Consider the following 21,335-nt stretch of genomic DNA (forward strand, 5'->3'; position numbering starts at 1 on the left):
GACAACTTTCAGGATATACAAAATTAGATGATCAAAATTCCCTATTTTTCGTATAAATCAAAAAAATTATATTTAAGCTCTCATCACTTATGGATAAAAATACAATTTAACAAATCCAACATTTACAATTTATTCATTTAAAAAACAAAGATTTATTTAAATCAATCATTATTATTAATTTACATCTAAATAAAAATCGTTAATACCAATTACATTTTTAGATATTATATATCAACAACTTAGATGTATACAATTCATTCTACAATAAATAAAGCCATTGATAACGATAATAATTATCATTAGACTTCGCACAAATTGTTACATAGCTTAACAATCTATCCACTTTTACTGCTTTTTTGTAAAAATATTTACAAAATCGAAAGTTCAGTCATTCATCACTTCAATTCAGGGGTTCTCTCAATGGCAAAGATTAAAAGTCGTAAACATATTGGTACGACACAGTTAGTTGCACTTGCTGCAAGTTTACCTTTTGCTGGTCATGCTGCGACTAAAGAAGAAAATATTGCTAAACTTCCAACGATTGAAGTGAATGCAGAAAATACTTATAAAGCGGATAAAGTAAGTTCACCAAAGTACACACAACCTTTGGTTGATACACCTCAAACGATTAGTGTCATCAAAAAAGAAATTTTAAAAGAACAAGGTGCAACTTCACTGACAGATGCCTTGCGTAACACACCAGGCATTACCCTACAGTTAGGTGAAAATGGTAATACCAGCGCGGGAGATTCTTTCCAAATGCGTGGTTTTGATACCAAAAACTCGATTTATGTCGATGGTATCCGTGACATTGGTGCAATTAGCCGTGATGTTTATAACCTTGAACAAATTGAAGTGGTCAAAGGCCCGTCTGGTGCAGAAGCAGGTCGTGGCGGTGCTGGTGGTTATATCAATTTATCAACCAAGTTACCACATGCGGACAATAGCAGCGAAGTTTCAGCAACATACAACACAGCAGAACATAGTCGTTTGGCTGCCGATATTAACCAAGCAATCAATGAAAGTACGGCTGTACGTTTGAATGTTATGGGGCAACAAGGTGGTGTTGAAGGTCGTGACTATATTGAACAAAATGGTTGGGCAATCGCACCTTCTATTGCTTTCGGTTTAGATTCTGACACACGTTTCTATCTATATTCACAACATATCAAACAAAATAATATCCCTGATGGTGGTATTCCAACCATTGGTATGGATGGTTTCTATTATGGCTATTCATCTAATTATGAATATGATAGCAAGTATCCTTTTGACTCTAATGACAAAACATTAAGAGATACAATTCGAGCAGATATTAACAACTCAGCGGATGCAAAGAAAATTAATGCGGCTTTAGCAAAAGCATCTGCAGTTGACCGTACCAATTTTTACGGCAATGTTAATGATCATGAAGATATTACAGCCAATATGGTCTCTGCAAAAATTGAAAGTGATCTCTCTGAAAATATCAAATTCACCAATATTTCACGTTTTGGTAAAACTGAAATGGAGCGTGTATTGACTGGAGTCAATGCGATTACCGTTCCATCTGTAGATGTCACAGTGAATGCGGATAAAACTTATAGCTATAAATTTAATTATAAGACCCTTGATTTATCTAACCCAGATACTTTTACAGTTGCTCGCACCCGCCAAGGCTTAGATCAAACCAATAAAATACTTGCGAACCAAAGCACATTGAATATCAATGTAAAAACAGGTGACATTGAGCATAATATTGTTGCTGGTTTAGAGCTATTACAAGAACAGCAGTACAACAAGACCCGTAATGTACAAATACCAGGTCAGGTAGCCCCAACCATTCCAGCTGCCAATATATACAACCCAAACCGAGATACAGTATTACCTGATTTGGTTTACACAGGCGGATATACAGACGCACAAACGGATACAGCGGCACTTTATTTGTTTGACACACTCAAATTTGGTGAACGTTTTCAGTTAAATGGTGGTGTCCGCGTCGATTATTTTGATACTCAATATGATGCACTCGAAGTAAATACGGATTCAAAGATATCTAAAATTACAGAAGTAAAAACAAATTTAAAAGTACATGATACCTTGGTTAGCTGGAAACTCGGTGGTGTATTTAAACCAACAACCGAAAGTAGTGTTTATGCATCTTATGCTAAATCATTAACCCCTCCAGGAACGGGCTTTGTATTAAGTAGTGCTTCAAATTCAGTCAATGCTGTAACCAACAACCCATCAACCAAACCTCAAGAAACACATCATTATGAGATTGGAACCAAATGGGTTTTAAATGACGATAAAATCATTTTAACTGCTGCGGCTTACCACACAGAGAATGAAAACCAAATCACTCAAGATCCAATCACTTTGGCGTACATTCCTGAAGGAAAAATAACAGTTAAAGGCTTAGAGCTTGGTGCTGTTGGGCAAATTACACGTGCATGGAACGTCTCTGCAGGTGTTGCTTATATGAACACTGAACAGGAAAATCAACAAGCGTATAATGCAACAACCAAAACATGGACATATACCGATGGCGTTCGTTGGTCGCCAGATTGGACTGCTTCGTTATGGACAACATATAGCGTTTCTGGTTTTAAAGCTGGTATTGGCGCACGTTATGTAGACGAACAAAAACGTTTAATTACCAATAGTGCAACACCTGTAGCGATGCCAATTATTCCATCTTATGTGGTATTTGATGCAATGGCTGCCTATACCTTTAACAAAAATGCATCCATGACTTTAAACGTCTATAACCTTGCAGATAAAGACTATATCAGTACATTAAATGGTGGCGGTAGCCGTCTCGTTCTTGGTCAACCACGTTCAGCGTCTCTCAGCTTCAACTATAAGTTCTAAATCATTCTGTTAAATCATTAATGATTTAACACATGAACACAGCCTGTCAGAAAAGTTATACTTTCGACAGGCTGTATTTTTTTGGAAGATTTTAAATATGATGTTGCATATCCCCGAAGTCCTAAATAAACAAAAAGTTGCTGAACTACGCCAACAAATACAACAAGCATCAGTCTGGGTTAATGGTATCCAAAGTGCGGGACAACAAGCTCAACAAATTAAAAACAACTTACAAATTGATGTGCATAGTGATGTATATCCTTCAATCAGCCATCATGTTTTAAATGCCTTACAACAAAACTTACTGCTTCGCTCAGCGGCTCTCCCACAGCATATTTTATCGCCCATGTTTAACTGTTACCAAAGTCAAGGTAACTATGGCAATCATGTTGATAATGCAATTCAATATTCAACCAAAACTGGGCAAATGATTCGTACAGATGTCTCTATTACCGTTTTCTTATCTGAACCTGATGAATATGAAGGTGGTGAATTAGTCATCGAAGATACCTATGGCAGCCATGAAGTTAAGCTTGATGCGGGAGATGCAATTGTCTATCCAGCAACCAGTTTACATCGCGTTGAGCCAGTGACTCAAGGCAGCCGAATTGCGGCTTTTACTTGGATTCAAAGTATGGTGAAAGATGACTGGCAACGAACCATGCTCTTTAATCTCGATATGACCATTATCAAACTTAGACAACAATTGGGAGACACCGAAGAAGTTGTGAGCTTGACCAGTCATTATCATAATTTATTAAGACAATGGGGCAATTTATAATGTCTCAGCACAGACCATTAGCGCCATTAGATGCGATTCCTGCATATATTCAAACCATTCACGACTATCAACAACAAGCTCAGCGACATGTTCCTGAAGATGTTTGGGGATATTTAAATGGTGGTGCAATGCATGAACTTAGTGTGCAAAATAATTGCCAGCAATTTCAAAATATTCAACTAATTCCGAGACATTTAAATGATTTAACACAGGGAAATACCCGTTTTCAGTTATTTGGGATGGAATATCCACATCCTATTTTTTTAGCACCGATTGGTCATCAAGCACTTTTTCACCCACAAGCAGAGGCGGCTTCTGCCCTTGCTGCCGAAGTGATGCAGAGTAATATCATTCTCAGTACTTTTAGTAATACCGCAATGGATGAACTCACGCACCATAATCCATATAAATGGTTTCAGCTTTATTGGCAGGGTTCTCGAGAAAAATCTTTAACCTTAATCAAACAAGCTGAACAATCAGGTTATCGCGCACTGGTTATCACCGTCGATGCTCCGCATGTTGGTATTCGAGATCGAGAACGCAAATTATTCTTCCAATTACCTAAAGATATGCAGCACCCACATACGCCTACACACCTGAGTTTTCCTGATGTATCTCCATCCGAAAGTCAGTTGTTTCAAGGTTTAATGCAAATCGCGCCAAAGTGGTCTGATATTGCTTGGGTGATTGCAAATACACATCTGCCTGTAATCTTAAAAGGAATATTACATCCTGCCGATGCTCAGAAAGCCCTCGATCATGGGGTGTCTGGGATTATTGTTTCTAATCATGGTGGGCGCATTATAGATACGACTATTCCACCTTTAGTTGCGTTACAAAAAATTCGTGCAATTGTTCCTGCTGATTACCCTGTATTATTCGATGGTGGTATTCGACGTGGAACGGATGTGTTCAAAGCAATTGCATTAGGTGCAAACGCCGTATTGATTGGACGCCCTTATATTTATGGTTTAGCAACAGCAGGCGCTTTAGGTGTTGCTCATGTCATCCGCATGTTAAAAGAAGAATTTGAAATTACGATGGCACTTATGGGAACTGCTACCATAAAGGACATTAATCAAGACTATATTTATCAGTCTTAAGCATATTAATGGGAAATATTTTCTTTAAATTTTATTTTTATGCAAAAAATAGGAAAATATTTCCCATCCATTCGAATTAAAATAAATTATAGACCACTGCAGTCGCTTGTATTTTCACCTAGACTGATTCAAATTAGGTGATTAAGATAACTGCAAAACCCAATACTTTTGCTTTGAACGGTAGATGATGAAAACGAGTGATGATTTTAGCCATCCGTCTGATATAAAACTACTCACTGCTCTCCTGATGCTGCGCCTCGCGCGCGTATAAATTTTTACCTAGATTTTAGGTACTCAATACATATTCTCTTTAAATTGATTCTTATAGACACCATATATATTCGTAGCACGTTGCATTTATTTTGAAGCAGCAACCATGCTACAACAAGGAGTTATCTCATGATGTTGGCTGACCCAAGCAAAAAATACCGCCGTATGTATCAACGAGTGGATTTACCAGATCGTCAATGGCCAAATAACGAAATTAACCAAGCACCGATTTGGATGAGCACCGATCTTCGTGATGGTAACCAAGCGATTTTTGAGCCAATGGATATGGATCAAAAATTAAAAATGTTCCACATGTTGGTTAAAATCGGCTTCAAACATATTGAAATTGGTTTCCCTTCAGCATCTCAAATTGACTTTGACTTTACTCGTAAGTTAATTGAAGAAGATTTGATTCCAGAAGATGTGTACATCGAAGTTTTGGTTCAAGCTCGAGATCATTTAATTGCGCGTACTTTTGAAGCTTTAGTTGATGCTAAACGTGCGATCGTGCATATCTACAATTCAAACTCACCAACATTCCGTCAAAAAGTGTTGAATGTAGATGCAAACGGCGCAAAGCAACTTGCCATTAATGCAGCAAATAAAGTTAAAGAATACGCAGCGCAATACCCTGCAACCGACTGGATTTTCCAGTACAGTCCAGAGTGTTTTTCTGCAACAGAATTAGAAGTTGCCAAAGATGTCTGTGATGCGGTCACGGAAATTTGGGAAGCATCTCCAACCAATAAGGTGATCTTAAACTTGCCTGCAACGGTTGAGGTTTCAACGCCAAATGTCTATGCCGATCAAATCGAATGGATGCACCGTAACTTGGCACGTCGTGATGGCGTGATTATCTCAGTTCACTGTCACAATGACCGTGGTTGTGGTATCGCAGCCTCTGAATTAGCAATCATGGCAGGTGCAGACCGTGTTGAGGGTTGTGTGTTTGGTAATGGTGAACGTACAGGTAACGTCGACGTTGCGGCAATTGCCTTGAATATGTATACCCAAGGTGTCGCGCCAAACTTAGACTTCTCCAATATCAATGAAATCATTGCAACTGTTGAAGAATGTACAGGTTTACCAGTTCACCCTCGTCATCCATACGCAGGTGATTTAGTCTTTACCGCATTCTCTGGTTCACACCAAGATGCGATTAAAAAAGGCTTCGAATTCCAGAAAAATGAAGAGATCTGGGATATGCCGTACTTACCAATCGACCCTAAAGATTTAGGTCGTGACTATGATGCAGTGATTCGGGTCAACAGCCAATCTGGTAAAGGTGGTATTGCATACTTATTAGAATCGAATTACAACGTTGCTTTACCACGCCGAGTACAAATCGAGTTCAGCCAAATCGTACAGCAACATACTGATGAAAACGGTACAGAAATCAGTGCACATGAAATCTGGACCTTATTCCAAAATACCTATGTGGATGTGAAAAATAGCCATTATCAAACCAAGCATTATCAATTATCCGATATTAATGGCACACAAATCATTGAATTAGACATTGAAATTGATGGTGAAGTACAACGTTTACGCGGTGAAGGTAACGGTCCAATTTCGGCGATGCTCGATGCGTTACAATTGCCAATTGATGTTGTAAATTATGAAGAACGTAGTATCAGTTCTGGTGCAAATGCTAAAGCACTTGCGTTGATTGAGCTTCAAGTTAAAGGCACAGGTAAGAGCGCATTTGGTGCAGGGATTCATGACAACATTGTCACCTCATCCATTGAAGCGATTATTGCATGTACCAATCGTTTAATAGAGCAAGGTGTACTGACAACTGAGCAAGTTGCTGCTGCGGCAGTTTAAGCAAAGCTGAGTTGTAATATCAGAAAAAATGACTTTTGAAAGGATACCTGAATTGGTATCCTTTTATTATTGATCAAAGATTTATACAAGGCGAATCATTCCAGTGTCTTTTCCATCGGATTCAGTGGGTTTAGTCACACCACAAAAATTTCAATTTGAGCAACCATTAGAGCTTGAATGTGGGCGTATCCTGCCACGTTTTGATTTGATGGTTGAAACCTATGGAACACTTAATGCAGATAAATCCAATGCAATCTTAATTTGCCATGCATTATCTGGGCATCATCATGCTGCGGGTTATCATCATGCAGATGATAAAAAAGCAGGTTGGTGGGATAGCTGTATTGGTCCAGGAAAAGCCATTGACACCAATCACTTCTTTATTGTTTCTTTAAATAATATTGGTGGCTGTAATGGTTCAACAGGCCCAACATCGCCAAACCCTGAAAATGAAAACCGACCGTATGGCCCAGATTTTCCATTAGTCACAGTTCGTGACTGGGTCAAAACCCAAGCCATGTTATCTGATCGTCTTGGAATTGATGCTTGGTTTGCCGTGATTGGTGGTTCTTTAGGTGGCATGCAAGCACTACAATGGTCATTGGACTATGCTGATCGTTTAAAAAAATGTGTCATTATCGCCAGTGCACCAAAATTATCAGCTCAAAATATTGCCTTTAATGAAGTTGCTCGCCAATCCATTTTGTCTGACCCTGATTTTCATCATGGGCGTTATTTAGAAAATGACAGTTATCCAAAACGTGGGTTAATTTTGGCACGTATGGTCGGTCATATTACGTATTTGTCTGAAGAAGCTATGAAACAGAAATTTGGTCGCGATTTAAAATCGGGCAAATTTATGTATGGTTTTGATGTCGAATTCCAAGTGGAAAGCTATTTGCGTTACCAAGGCGAACAATTTAGCCGCAATTTCGATGCGAATACCTACTTGATTATGACCAAGGCATTGGATTACTTTGATCCCTCTCGTGAATATGAACATTCTCTGACGAAGGCAATGAGTCAACCGAAGTGCCAATTTTTGGTGGTTTCATTTACCACTGACTGGCGTTTTAGCCCAAGTCGTTCACAAGAATTAGTTGATGCTTTAATTGATAATCATAAGCCCGTCAGTTACTTAGATATTGATGCGGAACAAGGTCATGATTCGTTCTTATTCCCTATCCCACTCTATGTGAAAACATTAAGAGCATTTTTAGGTGGAGAACAACAGTTGCAAGCTACACCGCAGGAGCAGCACTAATGCGAATAGATCAACGACTCGCTGAAAAATGGATCAGCCCGAACTCTAGCGTATTGGACTTAGGCTGTGGTGATGGCGAATTGCTTGCTCATATGAGCAAACAGCACAATATTCGTGCTTATGGCTTAGAAATCGATCAAGAAAAGATTGCAATTGCCATCAGTCGGGGGTTAAATATTATTCAACAAGACTTAAACCTTGGTTTAAGCCGTTTTGCCGACCAATCTTTTGATTCTGTGGTCATGGCACAAGCTTTGCAAGCAGTAGATGCACCCGATGTATTATTACGGGATATGGTGCGTGTTGGTAAACAGGCAATTATTACCTTTCCAAACTTTGCGTATTGGAAGACTCGTTCTTTTCTTGCATTAAAAGGTAAAATGCCTGTTTCGGAAGCTTTACCCTATATGTGGTATAACACCCCGAATATTCATTTATGTACTTTCCGTGACTTTGAAGCCTTATGTGCTGAGAACGGAATTAAAATTATTAATCGACTTGCCGTTAATGGTGACCAACAAGGTAGTGTGCTCAGTAAGCATATGCCGAACCTATTTGGTGAAGTCGCAATTTATCGAGTGAGCGCTCTATGAAAAAGACATTAATCAGCACATTTTTATTTGGTCTGATCAGTATACAAGTGCACGCTGACTATGTTGCTCAACCACAATCTGTGGCAACACAGGCAGCGCGATATTCAATCATGAGTATCAGTGAATTACAAAGCGCAGCGAAGTCTGGTCAAGCTGGGGCACAATTTTATTTAGCAACGCGTTACCAATTTGGTAAAGACGTTGCGAAAGATGAAAAACAAGCTTTTTCTTTATTTAAAGCGGCAGCAGATCAAGGTTTATCTGCTGCACAGTTAAATGTCGGTCGTATGTATGCAGATGGCATCGGTACGAAGAAAGATGAAGTTTTAGCACGCAAATATTTCGAGAAAGCAGCAAGCAATGGTGATAACCGTGCGAGTTTCAATCTTGCGATGATGGAAGAACAGAAGAAAAACTTTGTTGGTGCTTATCAGTGGTATGAGCTTTCAACTCGTGATGGCATGCTTGATACGAAAGTCATTAGTCTTTCTGAAGGTAAGAAAACTGCTTTGGCTGCTAACCTGACTCAAGATCAAATCCGTACCGCACGTGACCGTGCTGATAAATGGATTCAAGCGCAATAATCTTGCTTAGATCTATTGAGTGATTTTAAAAACCGACTTGTAAGAGTCGGTTTTTTATTTAAGGAAATGAGAGTTTGAAAATATTAACATGGAATTGCAACGGGGCGTTTAGAAAGAAAATCGAGTTTCTTCAACAAATTGAAGCAGACATCTACATCATTCAAGAATGTGAAAATCAACAACAGTCCAAAGGTGCTTATGAAGCATGGTTACCAAATTTAATTTGGAAAGGTAATAATAAAAATAAAGGATTAGGAGTCTTTGCTAGAGAAGACTATAAATTAGAGCAATTGTATTGGGAAGATTTCGAGTTAGAATTATTTTTACCAATAAGAGTTAATGATAATTTCCAGCTCTTAGCTGCTTGGACTAAATATGCCAATTCCCCTACATTTCAATATATTGGGCAACTTTGGAAATATTTACAATTACATGAAGAGCTAATAAAAGTACAACCTACCCTTATTTGTGGCGATTTAAATAGTAACGCTCAATGGGATGTATGGGATCGCTGGTGGAATCACAGTGATGTAGTAAATCAATTACGAGCAATGAATATTCATAGCCTTTACCATGAGTTATCAAATGAAGAGCAGGGAAAAGAGACACTTCCTACATTTTACATGAATAGAAATCATGAAAAAAACTATCATATTGACTACTTATTTTGTCATCGTAATTTATTCTCTAAGAACAACTCATCTTTTAAAAGTTTCGATAAATATGAATGGCTTAACTACAGCGATCATATTCCTCTACTTTTTGAAATTAATATCTAGACTTGTTGAACATTTACCGAAAATAAATAGTGACTCTCTACCCTATTCTATAAAAACACCCTAAAATTCTACTCAATCTAAGTTAGTCTAAAATTAATATGTCTACTCCCCTCTGGCTCACCCAAGGCAGCCTTGTGCTTGCAAGTAACAATAAAGGCAAAGTTGTCGAATTTGAACATTTATTTCAGCAACTCAATCTTCCCGTTGAAATCATTCCACAAGGTAAACTTGATATTGAAGATGCGATTGAAGACGGCCTCAGCTTTGTTGAAAATGCCATTATCAAAGCACGCCATGCATCTAAACTTTCTGGTAAACCTGCACTTGCAGATGACTCTGGTTTATGTGTTCCAATCTTAGGTGGTGCGCCAGGGATTTATTCTGCACGCTATGCTGGCGAACATGGCAATGATGCAGCCAACAATCAAAAATTATTGGCGGATCTTGCACCTTTACGTAAAGATGGCGAAACCATTGAAGGTATGTTTGTTTGCGTATTAGCACTTGTCACACATGCAGAAGACCCTCTTCCACAAATCTTTCAAGGTATTTGGAAAGGTGAAATATTAGAATCGGCTCGTGGCGAAAATGGTTTTGGCTATGATCCTTTGTTTTGGCTACCAGAATTGAATGTTTCGAGTGCCGAACTAAGCAAAGCTGACAAAAATAAAATCAGTCATCGTGGTCAAGCAATGCAGCTGTTTAAAGCAAGTTTGATTTAAAGATCATTTGCCCTAGCTAAAACCTAGGGCAAATTATTTAAATCTAGATTGAATAAAAATACTGAATAATGAGTAAAAACCCACCTTAACGAGGCACTGATTACAAACCAAAAAGTAAAAAATTATCTATCAACCTACTTAATCTCATAATTTTTTGTCGCAAAATTGCAATATAAGTGTCACATCTTTGTCATGCCAAACTGTTGAGATATAACCAAAGTTATATAGGAATAGAATTATGGCTGGTTTATCAATTTGGCACGTCGTTATTTTTGCAATTGTGGTGATTTTACTATTCGGTACATCAAAGCTTAAAAATTTAGGCAAAGATGTTGGCGGTGCTGTTAAAGATTTCAAAAAGTCTATTAAAGAAGATGAAGTTGCTGCGCCACTCAATGAGCCTCGTACCATTGATGCTCAAGTTAAAAATGCTGAAAGCTCAGTAAAAAGCTAAGCGAGCGGAATTATGCTGAACTTGGGAATGACTGAGATTTTTTGCTTTGCAGTAATTGCATTATTGGTTCTCGGTCCTGATAAATTACCTGAAGCTGCTCGATTTGTAGCAAAATGGTATGGGAAAATTAAAAAATTTATCAACAATATTCAAAACGAAATTGATCGAGAGCTCCGTCTTTCTGAGTTCCGCGAAGAAATGCAAAAAGAAATTGAAAAAATCACTGAGCTTGAACGTCGACTACAAAAACAATTAGATGAATTGAAAACTCAAAATCATGAGGTAGAGACTGAGCAAGCAGTAACTAAATCTCAAAATTCGATTCGCTATGTGCCATATCACTCAAGTTCTATTATTCCTTTTTGTATTCAATACCAAAAATCGCCTGTGATTGGTATGGAAGCATACCCATCGTTGAATCAGTTTGATAACGAATTAAAGATTGCCGTATGAGCCAATTACCATCAACTTCAGTCAGTACTGAAGAAACCCTACAACAAATGCCGGTCATGCAGCATTTAATCGTACTTCGCCAATATCTTTTTAAGATTGTTGGCGTAACAATTTTTCTGTTTTTTTGTTTATTACCGTTTAGAAATCAAACCTATCAATGGCTGTCTGAACCATTGAGACAACAATTACCCGCAACATCAACCATGATTGCGACGGATGTCACAGCTACCTTTATGGCACCGTTTAAACTCAATTTATTCGTCGCATTTATGCTGGCAATGCCTTATATCATTTATCAAATTTGGTCATTTATAAAACCTGCACTCTATGAAAAAGAGCGCCATTTAGCGATTCCTCTACTTCTCGGTAGTATCATGTTGTTCTATTTAGGTGTGGCCTTTGCCTATTTTATTACCCTACCCGCTATCTTGCATTTCTTTATTAGTGTTTCACCTGAAACTGTTGCTCCAATGACAGATATCAACAGTTATTTAGGCTTTTGTTTAAAGCTATTTTTAGTATTCGGTTTTACCTTTGAGATTCCAATTATCACTTTGGTTTTAATTTTGATTGGTGTTGTGAATACCGAAACTTTAATCGCCAAGCGCCGTTTTATTGTTGTTGGATGCTTTTTCGTGGCTATGTTTGTAACACCACCTGATGCATTATCCATGATTATGTTGGCTGTTCCGATGTGGATGTTATTTGAAATCGGTTTACTTTTTGGAAAAATATTAGAAAAGCGTAAAGCAGTTTCAGAATAATAATATCCCTATTCAATCCCTGAATAAGCTCAGGGATTTTTGTATTTTAAATTTATATTTTTTATATATTTATAAAAATTAAATTGTCTTCAAACTGCCTTAAAAGTGTCAAAAAATTGTCATCTATCAAACATAAAATCAATCTAGATTTATTTACCATTTATTAAAGATACGGATTTATTATGACAGCCAATACAAATCAGCCAAGTCGTCGTGATATTTTAAAGTGGTTCGCGGGTGTTCCGTTTTTACCACTCGGGGCAATGAGCACAGCAGCAGTTTTAGCAGGTTGCAATGATAATAACGATACTAACGTTACGCCAACCGTACCTGCTGCAAAATTTAAAAATGCAAAATTTACACCGATGGCGGCACCTTCAACTGTACCAGAGATGGCTACAACTTCAGTTAAATCTGCTTTGACGATTACGTGGGATGATAATACAACCACAGAGTACAAATTGGGTTATCAGGAGTTTTTCCGTACTGGCATGCAAGTTGATAATATCGATGGTGGAAAAATCATTGCAGGTAGTTATTATGATATTAATAATCAACCCATTAAAGATACTTCTGTAATCGGTCAAGAACGCCAATTCTTCTCTGACTCTCCAGATGGTTCATCACTGATTCATATTAAAGGCGCAAATGTAGCGGGTGTATCAAACCCAGTTTTCCATGTGGTGCAGTTTGAATACACCACCAAAAACTTAGCTAAGCAAAACATGTATGGTAAATTACCGTCACCAATTGCAGTATTAACATTAGATCAAGATCAAAAAACTGGACACTTGGCATTGAAAAAATACTTCAATGTCGATATGTCGAAAGTTCATGGTCTATGGATCACCTGTGGTGCTAGCCTTTCTCCTTGGAATACTCACCTTTCAAGTGAAGAATATGAGCCTGATGCATTTGACCAAATCGGTTCAGATCTCGCAATGCTCAAAGCATATAGTAAAAATCTATATGGCAATGAAAATACTGCAAATGCCTATAACTATGGTCATTTGCCAGAAATTATTCTTGATGGTAAAGGTCGTGCTCAGGCTGTGAAGCATTATTGTCTAGGTCGTATCTCACATGAACTGATTCAAGTCATGCCTGACAACCGCACTGTAATCATGGGTGACGATTACACTAACGGTGGTTTCTTCATGTTTATTGCAGACAAAGAAAAAGACTTATCTGCTGGAACATTATATGTTGCGAAATACACATCAGAATTGAATGAGACCTCAACAGCAGCAATCAAATGGATCAAATTAGGTCATACTGATAGTAAGACCATCGAAGACCTCGTGAATGTTCGAGGAATCAAATCTGAAAACATTATGGAAAGTTTAACGGTAGCTCCTGCTGATTTAACAGGTTATACCAAGATTGTGTTAGATGGAAAGTCGCTTTGGGTTAAACTCAAAGAAGCCAACAATGGCTTTAGCAAAGCTGAGATTGAGCTTGCTGCTGCATTCCTAGAAACACATCGATATGCTGCCCTAAAAGGCGGTAGTATGGCTTTCACAAAGATGGAAGGCACTACCGTAAATATTAAAGATAAAGTTGCTTACTCTGCACTTGCCAATATTCAAGAATCAATGATTGGTGGCAATGCAGCTTGGGTTGAATCACATAATGTTAAGTTTAAGAGCACGCTCAAAGCAGGTGGTGTCCTTGGACATGACCTCAAAGGTAGCCAAGTTGATAATCTTAACAATGTGATCAATAGTGAATGGACACCTTACCAAAGCCATATGGTTCTTATGGGTAAAGATATTACCGTGGATAGCTTAGGTAACACGGCAGATCCAAATAATATTGCAAGCCCAGACAATTTAAAATTCTCTGAAACTTTACGCACATTATTCATCGGTGAAGACAGTGGTAACCATACCAATAACTTCCTCTGGGCATATAATGTTGATACTAAGTCTTTAGATCGTATCCTCTCTACTCCAGCAGGTGCAGAATCAACAGGCTTACATGCAGTTGACTCTGTAAATGGTTGGACATACATCATGAGTAATTTCCAACATCCTGGAGATAGCTCAAAACTTTCCGCTGAATTAAAAGCAAAAGTTTTAGAAAACTATAATGGCGGTTATAGTGCATGTGTTGGTTATATCACAGCTGATGTTTTACCATCGGTTGAGAAAAAAACTGAAACTAAAAAATAAGCAAAATACTCCAATAAAAATACCGACAGCCTTGTCGGTATTTTTATTTCAACAGATCAACTTGCATTTCGATAATACGCCCCTGCTGCTCACCTTGTTGAGACTTCTCTAACCATTGCCAGTGCTCAGATGTCATTCTCAGAAAATTAGAACATCGTGTTCCATAAATTGGGCTTTGAATAAAAGTTGAAGATAATAATTCTTCCATTTCCACACTAATCCCTGTATCTGGCAACAAATCTAGAATAATTTTTCGTTCATCTTCCAAAATATCCCAGACTGAATATTGCAAATCAGATTCTGTAATCGTTGATTGTTGCAACATTGGTAAAAATTCTTGTGTAAAGCGTTTACGTAAATGTTTGGTTTTCTCCCAATCTTCTGACATTAAACCGTTGGAAACAACATAAACACCATTGGCTAAGACTTGTGGTGCTCCCCCCCGATTACTCATATAAACCGCTTGCTCTCGATCACCGACAAACAAATTAAAACCAGCATAGTCTTGTTGTTGCTGTTCTAATTGTTGTGCAAAACGAATGGGGGCTAAATCACTTTCTAAAAAAGACTGGATTAAATGCCCACGTGAAGTTGAGTATTGGTTTTTATCTCTTCCATTTCGAAAATTAGTCACGATTGCCCAACGCCCAGACTCAGTGACTCCCATCCATGCCCCACCTGACTGTAAATCTTGCCCAGCAATTATCGAACTGTCATCCCATCGATGTAAAACAGCACTTGGTCGATGATAAAATTCATCACGATTTGAAATTAAACACAACGGCATATCATCAAGAACATGCCATGCAAAAGCGACAATACACATTAATTCTGTTCTCACATCTTTACACATTGAATGTACAACATTTTTCACATCATTCCGCTACAATCTGCTCAAAACTTAATTTCAAATTCTAAATTGAGGAACAGCAATGCTGACCTATCCAAATATTGATCCAGTTGCGCTGAGCTTGGGACCAGTTAAAGTGCATTGGTACGGACTCATGTATCTCTTGGCATTTTTATGCGCTTGGGGCTTAGCCTCTTATCGTGCTAAACAACGTGATGGTTGGACTGCCGATATGGTCTCCGATCTGGTGTTTTATGGCGCTCTAGGCGTAGTACTTGGTGGTCGTATTGGCTATGTTTTATTTTATGAGTTTGGCAAATTCTTAGAAAACCCACTTTGGTTATTCCAAGTATGGACAGGTGGGATGAGCTTCCACGGCGGTTTCTTGGGTGTCATGATCGCAATGTTATTCTGGTGTAAGAAATATCAGAAAACATGGTTTCAAACCTTGGACTTTATTGCGCCATGTGTACCGACAGGTTTAATGTTTGGTCGTATCGGTAACTTTATTGGTGGTGAATTGTATGGTCGTCAAGTTCAAGACCCTAGCTATCCATTTGGGATGGTTTTTCCAACCGATCCATTGGGCTTAGTTCGCCATCCATCGCAAATTTACCAAGCACTTTGTGAAGGTCTGATTCTATTTATCATACTTTGGTGGTTTAGCGCTAAACCACGTCCTCGTATGGCGGTTTCAGCATTATTCTTGATGGGCTACGGAGTTGCACGTTTCTTCATGGAGTTCTTCCGTCAGCCCGATGCAGATCAAGGTTTTATTCTATTCGGTTGGATGACTAAAGGTCAGATTCTCACTGTACCAATGTTACTGATTGGACTGTGGATGATGTGGTATGCCTATCAGAAAAAAATCTACGATTGGCAAATTAAAAAATAAAACAATGGGAGCAAATGCTCCCATTTTTAGATCTAAACTTTTCCTAACAACGCTTTTACGACATCACCTAAACGTTTACCTTGCGCTTCGCATAATACTTTTTCATCTACACTCAAATTTTGATCATGACGAGGGCCACTGACATGGCTTGTCCCATACGGCGTACCGCCTGTTTTAGTATTCGACAAAGCTGGAATTGAGTTGGGCAATCCCATGATGAACATACCATGATGGAACAATGGCGGTAACATGCTAAGCAAGGTACTTTCCTGCCCGCCATGCATCGAGCCAGAAGAAGTAAAAACACATGCTGGTTTATTATGCAAAGCACCATTCAACCATAAACTCGTCGTTTGATCCCAAAAATATTTCATCTCGCTCGCCATATTACCAAAGCGAGTAGGTGAACCAAGTGCTAAACCTGAGCAATACGTCAAATCATCTAAAGTACAATAAATATCCCCATCTGATGGAATACTTGGCTCTGCTTGCGTCACGACAGTTGAGAGATTAGGAACAGTTCGAATACGAGCTGTCATGCCAGAAGATTCAATTCCATCGGCAATTAAATGTGCCATTTCTCGAGTTGAACCATATTTACTGTAATAAAGAACAAGAACGTAAGGTTGCATCACTTTAATGAATTTTGTTAAAAAGAACACTATACGACATTTTTCATCTTTTGAGCTGTAGTCAATCCTGTGCTTACACAGGATTTTATTAAAAATAACTAGGATAGAACCCATGATCTTAAATCGTTATCTAAGAAAACTGCCTTTTTTAGAAAAAACATGGTTTCAATTTATTGTATTTGTGTTACGACGGTTCGAAGCCGATCGCTGTAGAGAACAAGCAGGTGGTTTGACCTACACTACGCTCTTTGCCGTTGTTCCGATGCTGACTGTTTTCTTAGTCATTATCTCTTCAATTAAAGCTTTAGAGCCTGCTCGACAACAACTACAGCAATTGATTTACAGTAATTTTTTACCAAAAAGTACCATTGCCTTTGACAAAGCATTGAACGCATTTACAGATAAATCCAGTAATCTCACCATTATTGGTGTGCTATTTCTGTTTGTGACCACCGTGCTTATGCTTACTTCAATCGAAAATGTCTTTAATCGTATTTGGCGTGTCAAAGAAACGCGGGCAGGTCTTGTTGGCTTTATGCGTTATTGGACGATTATTTCTCTAGGTCCAATTATTCTAGGCAGTGCTTTTGTCCTCTCGTCCACTGTCGCTTCAATGAATATTCTCAGTAATAACTTTGCGGGTTATCAATTAGATGGCTCTTTCCTTTTATGGCTTATTTCATTTCTACTTACAATTGTTGGCTTTTTCATTCTTTACTGGACCATCCCTAATCGTAGCATCCCTATTCTTTCCGCTGTTATTGCTGCATGTTTTAGCGCAACAGTATTTGAAATACTAAAACGCTTCTTTGGTTGGGTGATGAGTAATTTCACCAGTTATGAAATTGTGTATGGTGCTTTTGCTGCTGTTCCAATTTTCCTCCTTTGGATTTATTTGTCTTGGAACATTATATTATTGGGCGTGGAAGTGAGTTATGCATTGACTGCTTTTCATTCAGATAAGGAGCAAAAGCGTCATCCTATCTTGATGCTATTGGACATATTAGAGTTGTTTTATAAAAAGCAACAAATTGGAGAAAGTGTCAGTGAACAAGAACTACTTGGGATTATTGGACGCGGTGAATTAGGACGCTTACCTGCATATATCCTACATTTAGAAAAACAGAACTTAGTCAAACGTACAGACAATGATGAGTATGTATTGGCTAGAAATCTTGCGCAAGTCGATTTCTGGAGCTTTTTTACAGCTCTTCCTTACCCCTTACCATTACGTCATGATGTGGCCAATATCCATCAAGATGATGAATGGATAGAGCGTTTAGGGCCATCCCTCATCGAGAGTAATGATTATTTAGCTGCAAAACTTTCGATTCCCCTTTCAACGATCTTTGAACAGAAGTAAAAAGAAAGACCTCAACTGAGGTCTTTTCTTTATTTACTATCTCGCTCATACGAAATTAGGTAGAAGCTATTTATTAACAGCACTTGTTCTTAATCATTATGCTTGAACAAACGTATCCCAATCATATTCTCCTGATTGGGTTATTAGTTTCATGGTTAATTGATCATCTGAGTGTAATGCACCGACGCCAGCAGGCGTACCCGTCATAATGACATCACCCGCTTCCAAACTAAATGACTGATTAATTTCAACCAATAATACACCAATATCAAAAATCATGTCTTGGCTAAAACCATGTTGGCGTTCAACGCCATTAATCATTAAAACAAGCTCTAACTCTTGTAAATCGCCAATTTCATCTGCTTCAACCCAGTCTGCCAAGATACATGCACCGTCAAAAGCTTTTGCTCGCTCCCAAGGCTGTCCTTTCGCTTTTAAGTCATTCTGCAAATCACGTAAAGTTAAATCCAACCCTAAAGTCACAGCGCCAATCGCTTCTAAAGCTTTGCTTGGGTCGGTTTCCTGCGATAATGGATGTGCGATTTGCAAACAAATTTCACATTCAAAATGACATTCACCTAAAGCCTGATTCCAATAGATACCTTGAGCTAAGCTACTCAAACTACTCGGTGGCTTGATAAATAAAATTGGGCGATCAGGAATTGCATTACCTAGTTCTTTCGCATGTTCAGCATAATTTCTGCCTACACAAACAATTTTTGACGGACGTGTGCTCATAAAAGCTCCTTGTTCCTTAAATCGCGAATGAAGTTATTTTTTAAAACTGTTTTCAAATTTGGTTTGATCTGCTGGATCAGTGAATGCACGCTTCGGAACAATAATGACGGTATGGTTTTTCAACTCCAACATGTAAGTCAGTTTACCTATTGCAAAAGATTGTACCTCTGCATACTGCGCTGTTTGCTTTTTACCTGTGGCATAAAGTTCAAAATGATCTTGATAAAGGTCAATTCCCTGCTCACTTTTTCCAAATTGGTAGCGGACAAACTGACGTTTAAACAACATCGGTAACAACCAATAGCGCATCAATCCTTGCATAATCAGAAAAAAAGCACCCAATGCAACGTAATAACGCCCTACATCTGAGAAACCTAAATAGATTCCCCAACCAATAATTGCAATACTAATAACAGGTGTTAGAAAACGACTAAAGGTCTTTTTACCAAAAGTGACAAGAGCAAAACCATCTTGTGATTCTTCTAAATTAAGATAATAGCGCACAGATACAGTTGGACGTTGTTCAGACATTTTTGATTTCTAAGATTTGAAAAAACTGATCTATTAGAACATAAATGACTTGAGCGTAAATCAGATTTATAGCGATTTTATACAAAATTCAAATACGGCGTAGCACTACTCTAAGTTGCTTTTTAACAAAGAGATGTAATTTCTAATTCAGTAATAATGAAATTACGCTTAACTGACCAACATTAACCGCTATAAGTATTTACTTGCAGAGATAATCCTTTGTCTAAGATTTCGATGCTCAAGAAAGTTTTACACAATACGACTGTTTTTTAAACAAAAAAACTTTTATTAATAGCAAGGCTCTATCATTTATGCATAGATGCCACTGACTATATCACTAAGAAAAATCAAAGGAATGTGATGTTTTATTTGAATGGATTTATATGTACAGCCGTTTTTTTCAGCATAATGCAAAGCTGTTTTGCACAAATCATCACATGGAATGACAATATACCAAGTGCTTTACAACCTTTTCAAAATAATCCACAACTATTGGCAAGTTATACGCAGAATAATATTTTTATTTACCCACATCCCAATACCAAGACCAATGTGCCTACCCTCAAAAGCAACTCACAACCGAGTGTAAGCTTTACATCTGCTGCACTCATCGTACCTGCCAATGTACAACAAGTTGCCAAGACATTAACCGACTTTAATCAATATGTCGGCTTGTTTCCAACACTCAAATCTGCAAAGACACTGGAACAATCAGGCAATATTATAAAAATGAAATATCAGGTCTCCATTCCAACGCCTATTCCAGTTCTCAACTTTAATGAAGATGTCACTCTACAACATCAGATTAAATCGAATAGTATTGCCAGTTTAGTGATTGATTCTCCTATTCCATACGGTGTAGGAAAATTTGAATGGTTCGCCTTAGATGATCATCGAACCTTAATTACGCTCACCCAATGGGGTGATTTAAACCAACCTAAAGGATTTATTTTTAAGAAGATTCTAAATGCAATTCCTGAAGCCAAATTAGGTATCCCAAGTTCAACCAATGCCTTTATCCTAGAATCACTTCGAACACGCTTTATTAAACCGAATATTGTTGCACTAAATTCAGGACAAATTCCAAGTCCACAATTAAATGAAACTCAACTCGCTAAAATTGCACAACTGAGTCAAAACACTCAACAACCCATCAGCTATCTACATGTCCCGACCAGCATTTTGTATACACATGGGCGGGAAACCATGCGCTTCACCACAACCTATCAATTTTATCAACAGCCACCGCAGCTATTACATAAATGGTTGAGTCCTTTAGCCTATAAAGAATTATTTCCAAGACAAGTCAAGAAAATCATCACCTCTCCAATCCAAAATCAAGGTCAAGATGCAGATATTCAAGTGAATGTGGGTTTAGGTGTGATTAATATTCCTTTTGCATTTAAGCTGCATTTCAACTATCCAAATACTGTTGAAAATAACTTTTATGCCAATGGTGGTGATTTGCGATTTATTAAAGGAAAAATGATTGCCACAGAGCTTAATCAAGGTACTTTATTTAAAATCACTAGTTCAATGAAAATTGATGAAAAAGCACCTTTTTTATTAAGAGCGATGCGAAGCCTGCCCTATCATGATGTACTGCCTGCTGTTGGTGGCAATACTGTATTTGTACAAAAAATTAAAACCAAAATATAAGGCACAAAAAAACCGCATTTAAGCGGTTTCTTTCATTTTATCT

The 21,335-nt window shown here is 38.0% G+C and carries 20 protein-coding genes; 16 read left to right on the top strand and 4 right to left on the bottom strand.

Going from position 1 to position 21,335, the window contains the following annotated elements:
* The first annotated feature begins 420 nt into the window (after positions 1–420).
* The 13 genes from O1449_RS13355 to O1449_RS13415 all read left to right on the top strand — a co-directional run bounded on the left by O1449_RS13355 (position 421) and on the right by O1449_RS13415 (position 14,624).
* Positions 421–2,856 carry a catecholate siderophore receptor Fiu gene (locus O1449_RS13355; protein ID WP_269238556.1) on the top strand — a complete coding sequence of 812 codons (2,436 nt, stop codon included), beginning with the start codon at positions 421–423 and terminating at the stop codon, positions 2,854–2,856.
* Between the two features lie 97 nt (positions 2,857–2,953).
* Positions 2,954–3,637 (top strand): Fe2+-dependent dioxygenase, encoded by a 684-nt coding sequence (locus tag O1449_RS13360; RefSeq protein ID WP_269238557.1) that lies wholly within the window; start codon positions 2,954–2,956, stop codon positions 3,635–3,637.
* Complete coding sequence (locus O1449_RS13365; RefSeq protein ID WP_269229553.1) at positions 3,637–4,740, top strand: alpha-hydroxy acid oxidase; 1,104 nt, start codon at positions 3,637–3,639, stop codon at positions 4,738–4,740. Before O1449_RS13360 ends, O1449_RS13365 begins: the two co-directional genes overlap by 1 nt.
* 399 nt (positions 4,741–5,139) lie before the next feature.
* Positions 5,140–6,837, top strand: a complete 1,698-nt coding sequence (gene leuA, locus O1449_RS13370; protein ID WP_269238558.1) for a 2-isopropylmalate synthase — start codon at positions 5,140–5,142, stop codon at positions 6,835–6,837.
* Between the two features lie 103 nt (positions 6,838–6,940).
* Positions 6,941–8,101, top strand: coding sequence for a homoserine O-succinyltransferase MetX (metX, locus tag O1449_RS13375; RefSeq protein WP_269229551.1), 1,161 nt, complete (start codon positions 6,941–6,943; stop codon positions 8,099–8,101).
* Positions 8,101–8,694: a methionine biosynthesis protein MetW gene (gene metW / locus O1449_RS13380; protein ID WP_004909236.1), complete on the top strand. Its 594-nt coding sequence runs from the start codon at positions 8,101–8,103 to the stop codon at positions 8,692–8,694. The genes metX and metW overlap by 1 nt, the downstream gene beginning before the upstream one ends.
* The gene (locus tag O1449_RS13385; protein ID WP_269238559.1) at positions 8,691–9,278 is read left to right on the top strand and encodes a tetratricopeptide repeat protein; all 588 of its coding nucleotides are present in this window, start codon (positions 8,691–8,693) and stop codon (positions 9,276–9,278) included. Before metW ends, O1449_RS13385 begins: the two co-directional genes overlap by 4 nt.
* Positions 9,279–9,352: 74 nt before the next feature.
* Positions 9,353–10,057 (top strand): endonuclease/exonuclease/phosphatase family protein, encoded by a 705-nt coding sequence (locus O1449_RS13390; RefSeq protein WP_269229548.1) that lies wholly within the window; start codon positions 9,353–9,355, stop codon positions 10,055–10,057.
* Positions 10,058–10,155: 98 nt separating this feature from the next.
* Positions 10,156–10,779, top strand: a complete 624-nt coding sequence (rdgB, locus tag O1449_RS13395) for an RdgB/HAM1 family non-canonical purine NTP pyrophosphatase (protein ID WP_269238560.1) — start codon at positions 10,156–10,158, stop codon at positions 10,777–10,779.
* A gap of 238 nt (positions 10,780–11,017) precedes the next feature.
* The gene (locus O1449_RS13400; protein WP_004660425.1) at positions 11,018–11,233 is read left to right on the top strand and encodes a Sec-independent protein translocase subunit TatA; all 216 of its coding nucleotides are present in this window, start codon (positions 11,018–11,020) and stop codon (positions 11,231–11,233) included.
* A gap of 12 nt (positions 11,234–11,245) precedes the next feature.
* Complete coding sequence (gene tatB / locus O1449_RS13405) at positions 11,246–11,686, top strand: Sec-independent protein translocase protein TatB (protein WP_269238561.1); 441 nt, start codon at positions 11,246–11,248, stop codon at positions 11,684–11,686.
* Positions 11,683–12,450 carry a twin-arginine translocase subunit TatC gene (gene tatC, locus O1449_RS13410; RefSeq protein WP_269238562.1) on the top strand — a complete coding sequence of 256 codons (768 nt, stop codon included), beginning with the start codon at positions 11,683–11,685 and terminating at the stop codon, positions 12,448–12,450. Before tatB ends, tatC begins: the two co-directional genes overlap by 4 nt.
* 182 nt (positions 12,451–12,632) lie before the next feature.
* A complete protein-coding gene (locus tag O1449_RS13415) occupies positions 12,633–14,624 on the top strand; it encodes a PhoX family protein (RefSeq protein WP_269238563.1) in 1,992 nt (663 codons plus the stop codon).
* Positions 14,625–14,667: 43 nt separating this feature from the next.
* Here O1449_RS13415 and O1449_RS13420 read toward each other — a convergent pair whose 3' ends face one another.
* Positions 14,668–15,450, bottom strand: a complete 783-nt coding sequence (locus O1449_RS13420) for an NRDE family protein (protein WP_269239717.1) — start codon at positions 15,448–15,450, stop codon at positions 14,668–14,670.
* A gap of 106 nt (positions 15,451–15,556) precedes the next feature.
* Here O1449_RS13420 and lgt point away from each other — a divergent pair, with 106 nt between their 5' ends.
* Positions 15,557–16,369, top strand: a complete 813-nt coding sequence (lgt, locus tag O1449_RS13425; protein WP_269229543.1) for a prolipoprotein diacylglyceryl transferase — start codon at positions 15,557–15,559, stop codon at positions 16,367–16,369.
* A 32-nt stretch (positions 16,370–16,401) separates the two neighbouring features.
* Here the strand turns inward: lgt and wrbA are convergent, their stop codons facing one another.
* Entirely contained in the window at positions 16,402–17,001 is a 600-nt protein-coding gene (gene wrbA / locus O1449_RS13430; protein ID WP_269238564.1) for an NAD(P)H:quinone oxidoreductase, read from the bottom strand.
* 112 nt (positions 17,002–17,113) lie between these two features.
* Here wrbA and O1449_RS13435 point away from each other — a divergent pair, with 112 nt between their 5' ends.
* Complete coding sequence (locus O1449_RS13435) at positions 17,114–18,364, top strand: YihY family inner membrane protein (protein WP_269238565.1); 1,251 nt, start codon at positions 17,114–17,116, stop codon at positions 18,362–18,364.
* Positions 18,365–18,460: 96 nt separating this feature from the next.
* Here the strand turns inward: O1449_RS13435 and O1449_RS13440 are convergent, their stop codons facing one another.
* Positions 18,461–19,102: a fumarylacetoacetate hydrolase family protein gene (locus O1449_RS13440; RefSeq protein ID WP_269238566.1), complete on the bottom strand. Its 642-nt coding sequence runs from the start codon at positions 19,100–19,102 to the stop codon at positions 18,461–18,463.
* A gap of 33 nt (positions 19,103–19,135) precedes the next feature.
* Entirely contained in the window at positions 19,136–19,633 is a 498-nt protein-coding gene (locus O1449_RS13445; protein ID WP_269238567.1) for a YcxB family protein, read from the bottom strand.
* A 360-nt stretch (positions 19,634–19,993) separates the two neighbouring features.
* Here O1449_RS13445 and O1449_RS13450 point away from each other — a divergent pair, with 360 nt between their 5' ends.
* Positions 19,994–21,292, top strand: a complete 1,299-nt coding sequence (locus tag O1449_RS13450; RefSeq protein WP_269229538.1) for an SRPBCC family protein — start codon at positions 19,994–19,996, stop codon at positions 21,290–21,292.
* Positions 21,293–21,335: the final 43 nt, after the last annotated feature.

This window comes from Acinetobacter sp. TR3 (assembly GCF_027105055.1).
Taxonomy (GTDB): Bacteria; Pseudomonadota; Gammaproteobacteria; order Pseudomonadales; family Moraxellaceae; genus Acinetobacter.

Excerpts from the sequence above, each read along its gene's own strand:
- metW (WP_004909236.1), top strand. The coding sequence starts at position 8,101 with ATGCGAATAGATCAACGACTCGCTGAAAAATGGATCAGCCCGAACTCT.
- rdgB (WP_269238560.1), top strand. The coding sequence starts at position 10,156 with ATGTCTACTCCCCTCTGGCTCACCCAAGGCAGCCTTGTGCTTGCAAGT.
- O1449_RS13365 (WP_269229553.1), top strand. The coding sequence starts at position 3,637 with ATGTCTCAGCACAGACCATTAGCGCCATTAGATGCGATTCCTGCATAT.
- O1449_RS13400 (WP_004660425.1), top strand. The coding sequence starts at position 11,018 with ATGGCTGGTTTATCAATTTGGCACGTCGTTATTTTTGCAATTGTGGTG.
- O1449_RS13385 (WP_269238559.1), top strand. The coding sequence starts at position 8,691 with ATGAAAAAGACATTAATCAGCACATTTTTATTTGGTCTGATCAGTATA.
- O1449_RS13445 (WP_269238567.1), bottom strand. The coding sequence starts at position 19,633 with ATGTCTGAACAACGTCCAACTGTATCTGTGCGCTATTATCTTAATTTA.
- tatB (WP_269238561.1), top strand. The coding sequence starts at position 11,246 with ATGCTGAACTTGGGAATGACTGAGATTTTTTGCTTTGCAGTAATTGCA.
- O1449_RS13360 (WP_269238557.1), top strand. The coding sequence starts at position 2,954 with ATGATGTTGCATATCCCCGAAGTCCTAAATAAACAAAAAGTTGCTGAA.
- leuA (WP_269238558.1), top strand. The coding sequence starts at position 5,140 with ATGATGTTGGCTGACCCAAGCAAAAAATACCGCCGTATGTATCAACGA.
- O1449_RS13435 (WP_269238565.1), top strand. The coding sequence starts at position 17,114 with ATGATCTTAAATCGTTATCTAAGAAAACTGCCTTTTTTAGAAAAAACA.
- O1449_RS13415 (WP_269238563.1), top strand. The coding sequence starts at position 12,633 with ATGACAGCCAATACAAATCAGCCAAGTCGTCGTGATATTTTAAAGTGG.
- wrbA (WP_269238564.1), bottom strand. The coding sequence starts at position 17,001 with ATGCAACCTTACGTTCTTGTTCTTTATTACAGTAAATATGGTTCAACT.
- O1449_RS13420 (WP_269239717.1), bottom strand. The coding sequence starts at position 15,450 with ATGTGTATTGTCGCTTTTGCATGGCATGTTCTTGATGATATGCCGTTG.
- O1449_RS13440 (WP_269238566.1), bottom strand. The coding sequence starts at position 19,102 with ATGAGCACACGTCCGTCAAAAATTGTTTGTGTAGGCAGAAATTATGCT.
- tatC (WP_269238562.1), top strand. The coding sequence starts at position 11,683 with ATGAGCCAATTACCATCAACTTCAGTCAGTACTGAAGAAACCCTACAA.
- lgt (WP_269229543.1), top strand. The coding sequence starts at position 15,557 with ATGCTGACCTATCCAAATATTGATCCAGTTGCGCTGAGCTTGGGACCA.
- O1449_RS13355 (WP_269238556.1), top strand. The coding sequence starts at position 421 with ATGGCAAAGATTAAAAGTCGTAAACATATTGGTACGACACAGTTAGTT.
- O1449_RS13450 (WP_269229538.1), top strand. The coding sequence starts at position 19,994 with ATGTTTTATTTGAATGGATTTATATGTACAGCCGTTTTTTTCAGCATA.